13 protein-coding genes and 1 other RNA gene are annotated in these 13897 nt (G+C 64.1%); 5 read left to right on the top strand and 9 right to left on the bottom strand.

Annotation, left to right across the window (positions count from 1 at the left end):
- Positions 1-111: 111 nt before the first annotated feature.
- Together VC212_RS11295 and VC212_RS11290 are read right to left on the bottom strand one after the other, a co-directional pair.
- Positions 112-813, bottom strand: coding sequence for a rhomboid family intramembrane serine protease (locus VC212_RS11295; protein WP_323514960.1), 702 nt, complete (start codon positions 811-813; stop codon positions 112-114).
- Positions 814-854: 41 nt separating this feature from the next.
- On the bottom strand, positions 855-1268 hold the full coding sequence (locus VC212_RS11290) for an MGMT family protein (protein WP_323514961.1): 414 nt from the start codon (positions 1266-1268) through the stop codon (positions 855-857).
- A 90-nt stretch (positions 1269-1358) separates the two neighbouring features.
- Here VC212_RS11290 and VC212_RS11285 point away from each other — a divergent pair.
- Positions 1359-1436, top strand: a non-coding RNA gene (locus tag VC212_RS11285) — sX9 sRNA.
- A 536-nt stretch (positions 1437-1972) separates the two neighbouring features.
- Here VC212_RS11285 and gorA read toward each other — a convergent pair.
- From gorA to VC212_RS11265, 4 genes are all read right to left on the bottom strand, one after another.
- Entirely contained in the window at positions 1973-3343 is a 1371-nt protein-coding gene (gorA, locus tag VC212_RS11280; protein ID WP_323514962.1) for a glutathione-disulfide reductase, read from the bottom strand.
- A 121-nt stretch (positions 3344-3464) separates the two neighbouring features.
- A complete protein-coding gene (locus VC212_RS11275; RefSeq protein ID WP_323514963.1) occupies positions 3465-4391 on the bottom strand; it encodes a hypothetical protein in 927 nt (308 codons plus the stop codon).
- A 30-nt stretch (positions 4392-4421) separates the two neighbouring features.
- Positions 4422-5666, bottom strand: a complete 1245-nt coding sequence (locus tag VC212_RS11270; protein WP_323514964.1) for a DUF418 domain-containing protein — start codon at positions 5664-5666, stop codon at positions 4422-4424.
- A gap of 233 nt (positions 5667-5899) precedes the next feature.
- Positions 5900-6379, bottom strand: coding sequence for a peptidylprolyl isomerase (locus tag VC212_RS11265; protein WP_055849982.1), 480 nt, complete (start codon positions 6377-6379; stop codon positions 5900-5902).
- Here VC212_RS11265 and VC212_RS11260 point away from each other — a divergent pair.
- Complete coding sequence (locus VC212_RS11260; protein ID WP_193552458.1) at positions 6378-7031, top strand: C40 family peptidase; 654 nt, start codon at positions 6378-6380, stop codon at positions 7029-7031. The genes VC212_RS11265 and VC212_RS11260 overlap by 2 nt on opposite strands.
- Before the next feature lie 196 nt (positions 7032-7227).
- A complete protein-coding gene (locus VC212_RS11255) occupies positions 7228-7890 on the top strand; it encodes a C40 family peptidase (protein WP_323514992.1) in 663 nt (220 codons plus the stop codon).
- Positions 7891-8088: 198 nt separating this feature from the next.
- Here VC212_RS11255 and VC212_RS11250 read toward each other — a convergent pair whose 3' ends face one another.
- Complete coding sequence (locus tag VC212_RS11250) at positions 8089-8580, bottom strand: acyl-CoA thioesterase (protein ID WP_055849978.1); 492 nt, start codon at positions 8578-8580, stop codon at positions 8089-8091.
- Positions 8581-8918: 338 nt separating this feature from the next.
- Here VC212_RS11250 and VC212_RS11245 point away from each other — a divergent pair, with 338 nt between their 5' ends.
- Positions 8919-9650, top strand: coding sequence for a hypothetical protein (locus VC212_RS11245; RefSeq protein WP_323514965.1), 732 nt, complete (start codon positions 8919-8921; stop codon positions 9648-9650).
- A 7-nt stretch (positions 9651-9657) separates the two neighbouring features.
- Here VC212_RS11245 and VC212_RS11240 read toward each other — a convergent pair whose 3' ends face one another.
- Positions 9658-10485 carry a class I SAM-dependent methyltransferase gene (locus VC212_RS11240; protein ID WP_323514967.1) on the bottom strand — a complete coding sequence of 276 codons (828 nt, stop codon included), beginning with the start codon at positions 10483-10485 and terminating at the stop codon, positions 9658-9660.
- 9 nt (positions 10486-10494) lie between these two features.
- Positions 10495-11835, bottom strand: coding sequence for a dicarboxylate/amino acid:cation symporter (locus VC212_RS11235; protein WP_115513372.1), 1341 nt, complete (start codon positions 11833-11835; stop codon positions 10495-10497).
- A gap of 115 nt (positions 11836-11950) precedes the next feature.
- Between VC212_RS11235 and VC212_RS11230 the strand changes: the two genes are divergently transcribed.
- Complete coding sequence (locus VC212_RS11230) at positions 11951-13684, top strand: alkaline phosphatase (protein ID WP_323514969.1); 1734 nt, start codon at positions 11951-11953, stop codon at positions 13682-13684.
- Positions 13685-13897 lie beyond the last annotated feature (213 nt).

The raw sequence follows: 13897 nt of genomic DNA, 5'->3' as shown, positions 1-13897 counted from the left end.
ACCGTGCTCTCGTAGGAGCGGCCCTGGCCGCGACGAAGCATGACCGTCAACTTCAATCGCAGCCAGGCCCGCAGCTACGGATCATGCCGACCCGGCAAACCGTCTTTTGACTCAGCGCACCACGCGCAGCGGCGGCTTGCGTCCCTTTCCGCCGCCACCCTTACGACCACCACTACCGCCAAACGGCGACTGGCCGCGCCAGTAGCGGATCATCAACCAGCCGAACAGCATGCCGCCCAGGTGCGCAAAGTGCGCCACGCCCGGCTGCCAGCCGGTGGCGCCGAGAAACAGTTCGATCGCGCCGAACACGATCACGAACGTGCGCGCCTTCATCGGGATCGGCGGAAATAGCAGCATCACGCGCTGCGTCGGGAACAGCATGCCGTAGGCCAACAACAGTCCGAACACGCCACCGGAAGCGCCCACCACCGGTGCACCACTCTGGGTAAACCACGCCATCAGCAGCTGGCAGAGACCAGCGCCAGCCACGCACACCAGGTAGTAGGTCAGAAAACGTTTCTGCCCCCAGGTCTGTTCCAGCGGCGCGCCGAACATGAAAAGCGCCAGCATGTTGAAGAACAGATGGTTGAAACCACCATGCAGAAACGCGTAAGTCAGCAACTGCCACGGCATGAAGCTGGCGCCGGGCAAGAACGCATCGAACCCGTTCGAAATCGGCCACAGCATGAGCCATGACAAGGTGGAGTCGGATGGCAACACCCCCGCCCCCAGATCGCCCAAGGCCCACTGCAGCAAGAACAAACCGATATTGGCGATCAACAGTGCTTTGGTGACGGGCGGCAATTGAGGCATGGCGGCATTCCTTCTGAATGCTGTCGATGATAACGGCAGCGTTATGAAGGACCCCACACGCCCGCATCCAGCCGCTGCGCGGCCGTGGCGCGGCGTACCCGCCCCTGCACCACCGGCACCCCCTCGGAACGCAGCCGCTGGCACTGCTCGTCGTAGCCGGGCGATCCCGGCGGCAAGGCAATCCGGCCATCGCTACGAAGCACGCGATGCCAGGGCAGATCCGGGTCGTCATTGCCACTGAGCACACGCGCGACCATGCGCGCACGCCCAGGCAACCCGGCACGCGTAGCGACCTCACCGTAGCCGGCAACCTGACCGGCAGGAATGGCGCGAATGACGTCAAGAATGCGCAGCCGTGCCTGCTCGCCTGAGAGCGCTACTGGCTTTTGAGAGGCAGGCGCTGCGAACTTGGCAGATGCAAAGGGACGCAACGCGGGCTGGCGAGGTTTGGACATCCGGCAAGAATGCCAGCTGACGCGACCAAGGACAGCTAACAGCACGACTGTGCTCACCGCCAGGCGGGCGCGGCCGGTGCTCAGTGCGGCATGTGCCACTCCGTACACTCCGGTTCTAAGCGCGCCGTCCGAACCCACCTGACGACGGCTCGCGACGTTCTTTGAGCCGCCCTAAATGACAGCAGGGCCACTGGGCTTCTGCGACCGAGCGCGTTGCCCGATGCTTTCACGACGTAAGAACTCAAAAGCCCCTCTCCCGCTGGGAGAGGGGTTGGGGTGAGGGTACGGGCGACGCAACGCAGAGCCGAGCAAACAAGGCATCAAGCAGTGCGCAACATTGGAAGCTGCAGCATCACAATCCATCTCTTCAGAGAAAAACTCAAAAGCCCCTCTCCCGCTGCGAGAGCGGTTGGAGTGAGTGTCCGTGCGAAGCCTTGGACATCCAAACAGCAAAGCGCTTAGAACCCGGCGCTACGTCGCATCAGCACATGGTCGGTATCGCCAAGCGCAGCGTCAGCGTTGCCTAAGCACACTTACTGACCAACCGTGCCCCCACCACTCCCTGCCGGAGGGGAGTAGTTGCGTTTCACGCTTCGCCTTCTGCTTCCACGTCGCGCTCCGCCTGACTTCCCTGCGCCGCCTCCATCCCTATCCCGCACGCCACTGCAGATCCTGTCGTTCATTGCGCAACACACGCCCACACATCAATGCATCAACACGATCTCTTCCGACGACGTGGGATGGATCGCCACCGTCTCGTCGAAGTCGCGCTTGGTCGCGCCCATCTTCACTGCCACGGCAAAGCCCTGCAGTATTTCGTCGGCGCTTTCGCCCAGCAGGTGCACGCCGACCACGCGCTCTTCCTCGCCCACGCAGATCAGCTTGAACAGGCTGCGTTGCGGCGCGTCGGCCAGGGCATGCAACATCGGCCGGAAATTGCTGCGATACACGCGTACCGCGCAATCGTAACGCGCGCGTGCCTGCTCTTCAGTGAGTCCGACATGGCCGAGCGGCGGGTGCGAAAACACCACGCTCGGCACGCCGTCGTAGTCCATGCGCGCATCCGGTTGATTGCCGAACAGCCGATCCATCAATTTACGTCCGGCGGCAATCGCCACCGGCGTCAGCCCGACCTTGCCGCCAACATCGCCGATTGCATGGATGTTCGGCACACTGGTGGTCTGAGCATCGTCCACCACTACTTCGCCCTTCTCGCCCAGCGCCACACCCACCGTATCCAGACCCAGGCCTGCGGTATTGGCGCGTCGGCCAATGGCGAAGAACACCTTGTCGAACACGTCGTTGCCCTGCTCGCGCGGGTGCGCCGGATGGCCATGCACGCGCAGCCGGCCCTGCGCATCGCGTTCGAGGGCAGTAGTAGTGAAACCGAAATGCAGGCGCACTCCCAAATGGCGCAGGTTGTCGGCCAACTGCAGCGTCAGTTCCGCATCGAAACGTTCCAGCAACCGGTCGCCCTGCACATAGAGATGCACGCGACTACCCAGTGCCTGCAGCAGGCCAGCGATTTCCACCGCGATATAGCCACCGCCGATAATCGCCACGTGCGCAGGTGCATGACAGAGATTGAAAAAGTCGTCCGAGACTTCGCCGTGTTCGGCGCCTTCCACGTTCGGGCGTAGCGGATGCGCACCGGTTGCGATCACGATGTGCTCGGCCGTCACCGGCACCCCATCCTCCCCCATGAGCGTATGGCGGTCCTGCAACACGCCGCGTTGCGGAATCAGCACCACGCCGTCTTCATCGAGTCGACGCCGATAACTGGCGTGGATGTTGGCGATATAGCCCTGCCGATGGGTGACCAGCTCCTGCCATGCCAGCGTCGGTCGCGGCACATCGAAACCGAGCGCACTGGCGAGCTCGATCTTGCCAGCCAGATCGGCCGCCAACCACATCGCTTTTTTCGGCACACAACCAAGATTGACGCAGGTACCGCCTAGTTCATTAGGTTCCATGATCGCCACGCGTGCGCCGTACTTTGCCGCGCGAAATCCGGCCGCCAGGCCGCCGGAACCGCCACCCAGAATCACCACGTCGTAGTCGTAGCGCGCACTCATGCAAGACGCTCCGAGTGGCAAAGGTGGAGCTCGCGCGCAGGCAGGCGGCGCGTCATCGGGTTAGTCATTGGTTGTTTGCTTTCAGTCCTGACACACAATCAGCTTAGCGTGAGGCAGCGGATCATTCGGTGAATATGCTGCCGAACTCCTCTTCGATCTTGTCTGGATCTCCGCCAATCTTCCGGAATGGGTCCTTGCTCCGGTAGGTGTTGACGACAGTGTTCTCGATGTTTGGGAAATTTTTTTCGAGGAATTCGCACGGCAGATGCGTCGCCCAGAAATTTCGCAGCGTTTCGCTCCTGAGGCCGTCCCAACCTTCCAGCTTGTTTTTGCCTTCGAAGCGCACCGAACGTAGCGTTGCGAGCTGCGAAAGTGATGAAACGTCGCCCGCAATACGACAGGAGACGAACTGCAAGACTTCAAGTGATTTGTAACGTGCAATCTCAGCGATATTCTTGATCGTTGACGCGATCAGGAAAAGCTTTCGGATAGGCCGGTCGTCGAACACGTGAAGCGACCCACTCAACCCGTGGATGGACAGACGCGAAAGCCTGGCCCAACTGCCGTTGAGCGAATGAAGCGTATTGCTTTTCCACGCAAGGTTTTCCCATGCTTCCAGCTTGGGAAAAAGCATTGGCAGGACAGGTCCAAACGATACCCCCTGCGTCGTCAGCGCTTTGACATTCTTAAAGGTTTTGAACACGTCATAATCGAAGTCGTCGGCAAAGGCGCCTTCGCCCTGTATGCCGATCTCGACAATCGCGTCGCGTTTTTTCACCTTGCCAAAATCCGGGGAAAAATGCGCTTTCAGCTCGCCCTGCACGACGTCCTCAGGCGCGATCGAAAATCCGTCGCACGCATACGTATCGATGAGTTGGCTGTATTTTTCGAAGCCGCTCTTGTTGAACAACGCAATCCTGCGCGACGGTCCGTAGGATTTTTCCTGGATGATGACCCAAGGGCCCTCCATCAGGTTCTCCATCGTGCGCTCATCGGCCTCGAATAGAATTTCCACCATCCGGCTTTCTCCTTTCATCGAACGCAGCATGCGCACAACATACGCGCATCAGCGTGTGCGCTATTGCGAGCGCGTGTCGCCGTGCCACATCGGCGGCACCCGCAGATAGGTCACGCTACGCCACAGCCATTCAATCGGCCCGAAGCGGAACCAGCGCAGCCACAGCTGGCTCAACACCACTTGCAAGGCGAACAGCCCTACCGCAAATGGCAGTTGCCACACCCGCGGCAGCTGCTCGAAATATCCCAGCCCGTAGCCGTAAAACATCCAGGTACACAGCAACGACTGCAGCAGGTAGTTGCTCAACGCCATGCGACCGGCCGGCGCAAGCCAGGCCAGACGCGCAGCAAAGCGAACCACCCATGCGGCGTAGCCCAGGCTCATCAGCGGACCGGCCACCAACGCCAGCGCAAACGCGCCGGACAGGCGCATGCTCAACCGCGCCGGGTCCATCCAGGGTTCCATGGCATAGCTCAGCAACATCACGCCCAACCCAAGCGGCAAGGCGCCGTAACGCAGCACACGGAACAGCCGCGGGAAGCGTTCGGGCGCGGCAATCGCGCCGCTGCGCACGAACCAGCTGCCCAGCAAAAACATGCCGAGCATGGCCGGGCCGTTGATGCTCAGCCCGCTCATCGCTTCGCGCAGGTCATGCCAGCGCTGCGTGGTGGCCTGCAGATAGGTGCCGTGCCCAAGTGCGGCGCGCTGCGCCTGCACGTTGGCCACAGCCTGCTGCGCAACATCGGCCATGGCCGTTTTCCACTCCACTGCCGAAGCCGGGTCGGCCTGCATCAGCGCACCCGCAGCGCCGTACAACAGCACCAGGGCCGGCGCGCACAGGTAGACCAACGCGGCAAGCCACGGCAGCGTCACCGTCGGCGCATTGCGGGCGCCCAGCAGCAACACTGCCAGCATTGCATAGGTCACCAGAATGTCGCCGGACCACAGCAGCAGCGCGTGCGCCAGACCGATGACCAGCAAGCCGGCCGTGCGGCGCAGATACATGCCAAGAAACCCGCGTCCGGTGCGTTCGGCGCGTTGGGCCATCACCGCAAACCCCATGCCGAACAGCATCGAAAATAGCGTGTAGAACTTGCCCTGCACAAAAATGTAGACCAGCGCATCGGCAACGCGATCGGCGCCGTGCCAATGCGGCTCCACACCGCTGAGCGCCAGATCCAGCGGGCCGACGAAGGCCTCGATGTTCATCAGCAAGATGCCGAGCAACGCGAAGCCACGCAGGACGTCCAGCACGACGATGCGCTCGCTTGCGGCAGTGGGAAACAGCAGATCGCGTTGTGTCATCGCAGCTCAGGCAACCGGATACGGCGTGGCGCGCCGCAGAAAGCAGACGGCCCGCCGAAGGGGCGGGCCGTCAGGAAGACAGACATCACTGGCTGCGGCCGACACCAGGTTGCGCATCATCGCCAACCCGCTGTGGGTGGCATGCCGCCCTCAGCGTGCACGCGCGGTGTGCGCTGGTTGCCACAGCTGGGCGTACCCGGCCAGTGGCCACGCAGCGGTGCTGATCGTCGCGCTTAGTGGTGATGACCGCCGTCGCCGTGCACGTGCCCGTGGTCGCGCTCTTCCTGCGAGGCTTCGCGCACTTCGATGATTTCCACGTCGAAATGCAGATCCTTGCCGGCCATCGGGTGATTGAGGTCGACGTCGACCACGCTCATGCCGACCTTCTGCACGGTGACCGCACGCGGGCCGAAGTTGGTCTGCAGCACCACCTGGGTGCCCGGAATCAGCTTGGTCGCGCCGAAGTGCTTCTTGGGCACGCGCTGACTCAGGCCTTCGCGGTATTCGCCGTAGGCCTCGGTGGCCTTGACGTCCACGCCGAAGCTCTCGCCGGCTTCCTTGTCCATCATGGCCGCTTCCAGGCCCGGAATGATGTTGCCGTGGCCGATCATGATCGCCAACGGGTCACGCTCCTTGGAGCTCTCGATCGGCTCCTGGCCAATCTCCGAAACGGTGTAGTGGAAGCGGACGACGCTGTCTTTTTCGATCTTCATGCCTGGCTCTGAATGGGCTGCCCGGTGGCAGACGGTGGAAGACGGCTTGTCGGCCGCCGGGTGCGCCGCCATCATGGCGACCTTTCGAACCGCCCATTATCCCGGCTCCATGCATATCACGCCAGTTTTCGCCGCCCGCGCACATCGCGCCGCGGCCTGTTTGTTGCTGGGCCTGCTCCTGCTGGGCGGTTGCGCGCAGGCACCGGTCAAACGTCCGGCCGCCGCGTCGCCGCCGTCGTCACGCGTGTGGCCGCAGGTGCCGCCGGCAGATCCGGCTGCCGCCAACAACATCTTGATGCGCGCCCTGGGCCTGGTCGGCACGCCGTACCGGTTCGGCGGCAATACGCCGGAGACCGGTTTCGACTGCAGCGGCCTGGTCACCTATGTCTACAAGGATGTGCTGGCGCTGTCGTTGCCGCGCACCTCGCGCGACCTGGCCGCAATTCAGGGCCCGCGCATCGCGCCCGAGAAACTGGCGACCGGAGATCTGGTGTTCTTCGGCGCCGGCGGGAGCGTGAGCCACGTCGGCATTTATGTCGGTGAAGGCCGCTTTGTGCATGCCCCGACCACCGGCGGTACCGTCCGCTTGGATTTCCTCGATGGCGCGTACTGGCGTGACCATTATTCAGGTTCAAAGCGGGTTTTACACTAAAATGTGACGCACATCACAAGTAATCAAACGGAAATTTAACTTTTTTTGAACGTAACGATTCGTTCACCAAGGCATCATCCCGCATCGACAGCAGAATTGTGATTCCCGCGTGACGAACGACGAACAGATCAAAACTGGCGCCGCACCGCTTCCGCTCCGGAAACCGCTCCGCCTGCTATGCGCTACCGCTCTCTGGATTGCCGCACTGCCCGCTCTGGCGCAGACCGTCAATACCCCCCCATCCGCTGCACAGACGACCACGCCAGACAGCGCCGTCGCCGCCGAGAAAGCCGCAACCCGCAGCCGTGCTGACGCCGCTGCCACCGCTACGCTGGCCGCCCTGCTTCCGCATCTGGCCGCCAATGATGCCATTCCGCTGATGGACCGCTCGGCGATGTTCGCCGGAGACCTCAGCCGCCTGCTCGCCAATTACGATGTCTCGCAGAGCGCGGCCAATGCTGCGCAGAACGCCGTTGCCGACAGCCGCGTGCAGGTGATCCTGCAGCGTGCCATGGCCCTGCTCGGCACCCCGTACGTCTGGGGTGGCGAGTCCACCGAGGGCTTCGATTGCAGCGGCCTGGTCGGCTACGTCTTCAAGACCGCACTCGGCATCGACCTGCCGCGCGTCTCGCGCGACATCGCCCGCGACGAATCGGCCGAACTGATCAAGGACCCGAACGCACTGAAGGCCGGCGATCTGGTGTTCTTTGGTAAGCGCGGCCGCATCGATCATGTCGGCCTGGTGGTCGGCGACGGCAAGTTCCTGCACGCGCCCAGCCGCGGCAAGGACGTGCGCGTGGATTCGCTGGCCAGTGGCTACTGGAGCGAGAAGTTCATCCAGGCGCGCCGGGTGCTGTAAGCCTGAGTTCCTCAAACGATTAAAAGAAAGCCGCGGCGAACCCGCGGCTTTTTTGTGTGCGTCGTCATCGAAACGGTCATGTGACTGCCCTGTGGCAGCCGCTACCGCCAGCGTTCCCGCAACTGGGCCTGATAAGCGCTCGCGCGACAGCGCACGCTGTCCGCGGCACTGCGCGAATGGGTCCGACAGCGCCTGCACTTAGCCCGACGTATCGGCCCTGTAGTGCGCCATGGTGTCCTCGATGCCCTTGCTCAGCTCCATCACCTTGAGGGCGTACTCGGCCAGACGCTGATCTTCGGGCGTGTCCGGCCGCCAGGAGGGGACTTCCACCGGCGTGACGCCGTCCGGATCCATCGCCACGAACACGATGATGCAATGGGTGCACAAGCGCGAGTCACCGCCCATCGGGCTGCGCGCACGCACATCGATGGCGAAATGCATGCTGCTGCGCCCGGTGTAGACCAGCTTGGCCGACACCGCGACCAGATCGCCGATCCGTACCGGCGCCACAAAGCGGATGCCGCCCACCGCCACCGTCACGCAGTAATGCCCGCTCCAGCCACTGGCCGCAGCAAAACCGACCTGGTCGATCCACTTCATCACCACGCCGCCATGCACCTTGCCGCCGAAGTTGACGTCGCTGGGCTCGGCCAGAAAACGAAATGTCAGATCACGCTGTTGGCCAATCACTGCACGCTCTCACCAGGGGATGGGCTGAAAGTGTGCCATGCGCGCGCGTTGAAGGGATTCGCCCCGCGCACGCGGATGCGCGGACGGAAAGCGCGGCCCTGCGGCTGCCTTGCAGGTCTCACACCCGCCGCACGTGATGACGAGACTCATACACACCGTAGGTGCGTCCCCCAGGACTTGGCGCGTGCTCGCTTACGCGCTCCGGACCGGGCAGATCCTCACCGACCACCGGTCCCTGGACAAATCGCACATCTGCAGCAAAGCGCGTGCAAGCCTGATCGAAAGTCACTTACTCTCGGCATCCGGGCAAGGCTGCCCGCAGCAGGAGGCAGCGCGTCATGTCGGACCGAAGACGATTCACCATCGAGCATGCAAGGCAGCATCTGGAACGCGACGGTTGGCCACGCTTGCAGATGAGCGCCATCGTGTTGACTACGGCAACAGGCGGGCTGCTGGCCTCGTTCCTGCTGCGCAATGCCGGCGTCGATGCGATGGTGGTGCGCTACCCGATGGCGACGCTGGTCGCCTATGGCCTGTTTCTGCTGCTGATGTGGGCATGGCTACGCTGGCGCAACGACCTAGACGATGAACTGGCGGGCGACTGCGTCGACCTCGCCAGCAGCGAGACGCAGGACACCTCGGGATGGGCCGGCCACGGCGGCAACTCCAGCGGCGCGGGTAGGTCCGGCACATGGAGCGCGCCATCCCGATCCAACTCGAATGTCTCGGGGGACGGCGCACTGCCGGACTTCGTCGATGGCGACGCCGGACTGCCGATCTTGGCGATAGTGGCAGTGCTGGCCGCCGCCGCAGTCGCAATCGTTGCTGCCGCTTGGGTGGTGTGGTCGGCGCCGGTGTTGATGGCCGAGCTTCTGGTGGACGCGGCGCTCGCAGGTGGGCTGTATCGACGCATGCGCGGCGTGCAGGCGCAAGGCTGGTGGTGGTTATGCGTTCGCCACACGCTATGGCCGCTGATCGGCGTGCTGACGTTTTTTATCGTGGTCGGCGCGGTCGCGCAGCACAAGGCGCCGCAAGCGACGACGTTGATGGAGGCTCTACAAGGGCAATGACGCCGAGCTACCGCCCCTGGTTGTCCTGCTTGCGAAGACACAACCACGGAAAATGCGGTTGCCGCAGTTTGAGCAGGCGGCGCACACGCGCACGCAGATGGCGCGGATCGAACAGCCATTGCACTGCGAACGCGTCGAAAGCGGCATAGGTGTGCTGGTGGTATTGCTCGGCCAATGCAGGAACGCCAAGGCCGGTGAAATAACGCAGGCTGCGTGCAGCGCTTTGGTCGGCACGCTGCCGATCTGGATACAGGGGGCTGTCGAGGATGTGCAACTCGCCGCCGTCGCGCAGTTGCGCAAGCAGGTGACGCACCAAGGCTGCAGGATCGGCAAAATACTGGATGCATGCCGGCACCACGATGACATCGAAGACATCGTGTGGCAGCGCCAGGGTCTGAATATCGGCAGCGACAAAACTCAGCCGTTGGTCGTGGCCGAACACGCGCGCGGCCTGCATGAGCTCGGTGCGATTGACGTCGATACCGCACACGTCGCGCTGCAGGGATTGCGCCAGCAGTTGGGATAACCAGCCATTGCCGCACCCCAGTTCGAGAATGGCGCCCTCGCCTGCACGTGCTTGCAGATGCTGCACCAGCAACCTGCTGGACAGCGCGCGCACCTGCCATTCCAGGCTGGCACCAAGCTTGCCGCTGGGGCGCGGCAGGCTGCGGACCTGCGCATCGGTATATAGCCGGCCTTCCTTGCGCCGCACCTCCAGATAGCGATCCTCGAACGGATCGTCGGCAAGCGTGCGTTGAACGAACACGCCGTCCACGCTGTCCAGCGCGGGCAGCTGTGCCAGGCGCTCACGCAACACGGGAAATGCAACCGTCATGCGTGCCGCTCAGCGCAGCGGCTTGGCGCTGTCGGCGGGCGGATCTTCCAGCCCCACGTTGGTGGATGCCGACTCATAGACCGTCTTGTCCAGCAAACCGGTTTCCTTGGCTACCAGCACTGGCACTAGCATCTGTCCGGTGACGTTGGTCATCGTGCGCATCATGTCGAGGATGCGGTCGATGGCATACAGATACCCGATCACTTCCAGCGGCAGGTTGGCCGCGCTGAGCACCACGGTGGCCATGATGACTGCGGTGCCCGGCACACCGGCAGTGCCGAAGCTGCCCAGCACCGAGGCGATCAGCACCACGAAGTATTGATTGGCCGTCAACGGCACGCCGGTGTATTGGGCGATAAACACCGCACACAGCGCCGGGTAGATTGCGCCGCAGCCATCCATCTTGATGCTGGCGCCCAGCGGCACCGCAAACGCGGCGTAGTCCTTGCTGACGCCCAGGTTGTGGGTGATCGAACGCATCGCCACCGGCATCGCGGCAAAGCTCGACGAACTGACGAAGGCCACCTGCATACCAGGCGCCGCGCCACGGAAGAACTTCCACGGGTTGAGCCCGTGCACCAGCAACAGGCTGCTGTAGACCACCAGAATATGGATGGCGCAGGCCACATACAGCGCGAGCACGAAACTGCCGAACGGCAGCAACTTTGCGAAGCCATAGCTGCCGACCAGCCCGGCAATCAGGCCGAAGGTGCCGAGCGGAGTCATCTCCAGCACGAAGCGCGTCACCTGGATCATGATGTCGCTCAGTTGCCCGGTGAGCTTGCGCGCCTCGGCCACCCGTTCGCCAAGCTTGACCATCGCAAAGCCGAGCAACGCGGCAAAGAAGATCACCGGCAGGATCGACCCGCGCCCGGCCGCCAGCACGGTTTCGCCGGCCGCGTTGGTCTTTGTGCCGATGCCGGTCAGTGCGTAGAACGGGTTGGACGGCACCACATCCAGCAATACCTGGATCGGGCTGGGCACATCGCGCGGCTTCCACGCCGAGTCCACACTCAGGCTGAAGTGCCCGGCGCCCGGCTGCATGAGCGTGCCCACCGCAAGGCCGACGCCGACCGCCAGCGCGGCGGTGATCACGAACCACAGGAAGGTGCGCCCGCCGAGCGCAGCCACCGACTTTTGCCCGTGCAACGACGAAATCGCATTGATCACCGCGAAGAACACCAGCGGGATCGCAATCATCTTGATCAGGGTGACGTACAGATCGCCGAGCGGGCCAAACCACACTTCGGCCGCCGGGCCCATCGCCGCACCGGCAATCGCGCCGAGAACGAAGCCGGCCACCACGCGCTGCCAGAACGGAATGCGCAACCAGGCCGCAACCAGTCTCATGTCGTCGAATCATCCGGGGGGAGAGTGCATGCACCTTAGCGCAGGCCTGGCTTGCCCGCGAGGCCACGACTGGAACAGCAGCGTGTCATCTGTGCGACGGACACAGGCCGGCATAATGGGCACTGATTCAGCCACGAGTTCGAACCCGATGCGTTACCGCCTGCCTGCCCTCGCCGCCCTGACCACCCTGTGCGTGGCCGCCTGCGCCTCCACTGCCGGAACCACCGCGTCCGCACCCGCCGCCATCCGCGTGGACGTGCCGCCGGTGACGCACCCGGCCGGCGAGACCCCGCAGTGGTGGTACCGCTCCGGCGCCGCACGTGCGGCCGGCAACGGCGCCATGGCCGGCAAGGCACGCAACGTGATCCTGTTCCTGGGCGACGGCATGAGCCTGACCACGGTGGCGGCCGCACGCATCCTGGACGGCCAGCGCAAGGGCGGGCCGGGCGAAGAGAACCTGCTGTCGTGGGAGCAGTTCCCGGCCACCGCCTTCAGCAAGACCTACAACACCGATTCGCAGACGCCGGATTCGGCTGGCACCATGACCGCGATCACCACCGGCGTGAAGTCGCACATGGGCGCAATCGGCGTCAGCAGCGGCAACCGCAGCGACTGCGCCGAGAGTTTGAACAAGGGGCTGTTGAGCTGGTTGCAGTTGGCCGACAGCGCCGGCATGGCGACCGGTGTGGTCACCACCACCCGTCTCACCCATGCCACCCCGGCAGCGACCTACGCGCATTCGCCGGACCGCAACTGGGAAAACGATACCGACCTGCCCGAGCCGGCGCGCGCGGCCGGCTGCCAGGACATCGCCCAGCAGCTGTTATCCACCGCCCGCTACGGGCGCGGCCCCCAGGTGGTGCTCGGCGGCGGCCGCAGCCAGTTCCAGACCGTGCAGGAGCGCGACCCGGAGTACGACGACAAGGTCGGCCTGCGCCTGGACGGCCGCGATCTGGTCGCCGAATGGAAACAGGCGCATCCGCAGGGCGCGTACGTTTGGAACGAGCAGCAGCTGCAGGCCGCTGCCGGCGCACCCGCGCTGCTGGGCCTGTTCGAGCCGGACCACATGCAGTTCGACCACGACCGCAACCGCGGCCCGCAGGGCGAGCCCAGCCTGACCGAGATGACCCGCACCGCGATCCAGTCGCTGTCGCGCGACCCGAATGGTTTCGTGCTGATGGTCGAAGGCGGCCGCATCGATCACGCCAACCACGCCGGCAATGCCTACCGCGCGCTCGACGAAACCGTCTCGCTATCCGACGCGGTGCGCGCCGCCGTGCAGACCGCACCGGCCGACACCCTGATTATCGTCACCGCCGACCATTCGCACACGCTCAACTTCGTCGGCTACCCGGTGCGCGGCAACCCGATCCTGGGCAAGGTGCGCGGCACCGGCGGCGAAGAAGGCGACCGCAGCCAGTTGGCCACCGACCTGGCCGGCCAGCCCTACACCACCCTCAGCTACGCCAACGGCCCCGGCCACACCGGCGCGACCAACGCACAGCCGGCCGGCCCGAAGAAGTACCCGCACGAGCCCAGCAGCAGCGAGCCGGCCCACGGCCGCCCCGACCTCACCCATGTCGATACCGAAGCGCCCAGCTACATGCAGGAATCGCTGGTACCGACCAAGTCCGAAAGCCATGGCGGCGAAGACGTCGGCATCTGGGCCACCGGCCCGGGCAGCGCGGCATTCCGCGGCACGCTGGAAGAGAACGTGATCTACCACGTCATCGTGCAGGCCACCCCGCGTCTGCGCGAGCGCCTGTGCAAGGCCGGCACCTGCGACAACGCCGGCGTCCCGGTGCAGTTGCCCACGCCGACCACGTTCGAGGCGGCGGCGAAGCGTTGATGTGCAGATGGCGGCGCAGTGGCGGCTGGGGGGCATGCGATCAGCGCCACCGTGCCGGACACGTCTGCCGCATCGGCGGACCGCGTCTCGCATGACGTACGGCGATGTGATCTTTTCGCGGCATCGGCACGTGGTTGCCAATGCGCCACGTGCTGCGATGAGCATGACATGGACATGGACATGGACGTGGATGTGGACGTGGATGTGGACGTG

The organism is Xanthomonas sp. WHRI 8932A, assembly GCF_035012785.1.
In the GTDB taxonomy this organism is placed as follows: Bacteria; Pseudomonadota; Gammaproteobacteria; order Xanthomonadales; family Xanthomonadaceae; genus Xanthomonas.
This window is presented reverse-complemented; position numbering and strand designations above follow the sequence as displayed.

Excerpts from the sequence above, each read along its gene's own strand:
- VC212_RS11275 (WP_323514963.1), bottom strand. The coding sequence starts at position 4,391 with ATGCTGCGTTCGATGAAAGGAGAAAGCCGGATGGTGGAAATTCTATTC.
- VC212_RS11265 (WP_055849982.1), bottom strand. The coding sequence starts at position 6,379 with ATGAAGATCGAAAAAGACAGCGTCGTCCGCTTCCACTACACCGTTTCG.
- VC212_RS11240 (WP_323514967.1), bottom strand. The coding sequence starts at position 10,485 with ATGACGGTTGCATTTCCCGTGTTGCGTGAGCGCCTGGCACAGCTGCCC.
- VC212_RS11230 (WP_323514969.1), top strand. The coding sequence starts at position 11,951 with ATGGGCACTGATTCAGCCACGAGTTCGAACCCGATGCGTTACCGCCTG.
- VC212_RS11235 (WP_115513372.1), bottom strand. The coding sequence starts at position 11,835 with ATGAGACTGGTTGCGGCCTGGTTGCGCATTCCGTTCTGGCAGCGCGTG.
- VC212_RS11290 (WP_323514961.1), bottom strand. The coding sequence starts at position 1,268 with ATGTCCAAACCTCGCCAGCCCGCGTTGCGTCCCTTTGCATCTGCCAAG.
- VC212_RS11260 (WP_193552458.1), top strand. The coding sequence starts at position 6,378 with ATGCCTGGCTCTGAATGGGCTGCCCGGTGGCAGACGGTGGAAGACGGC.
- VC212_RS11270 (WP_323514964.1), bottom strand. The coding sequence starts at position 5,666 with ATGACACAACGCGATCTGCTGTTTCCCACTGCCGCAAGCGAGCGCATC.
- VC212_RS11295 (WP_323514960.1), bottom strand. The coding sequence starts at position 813 with ATGCCTCAATTGCCGCCCGTCACCAAAGCACTGTTGATCGCCAATATC.
- VC212_RS11245 (WP_323514965.1), top strand. The coding sequence starts at position 8,919 with ATGTCGGACCGAAGACGATTCACCATCGAGCATGCAAGGCAGCATCTG.
- gorA (WP_323514962.1), bottom strand. The coding sequence starts at position 3,343 with ATGAGTGCGCGCTACGACTACGACGTGGTGATTCTGGGTGGCGGTTCC.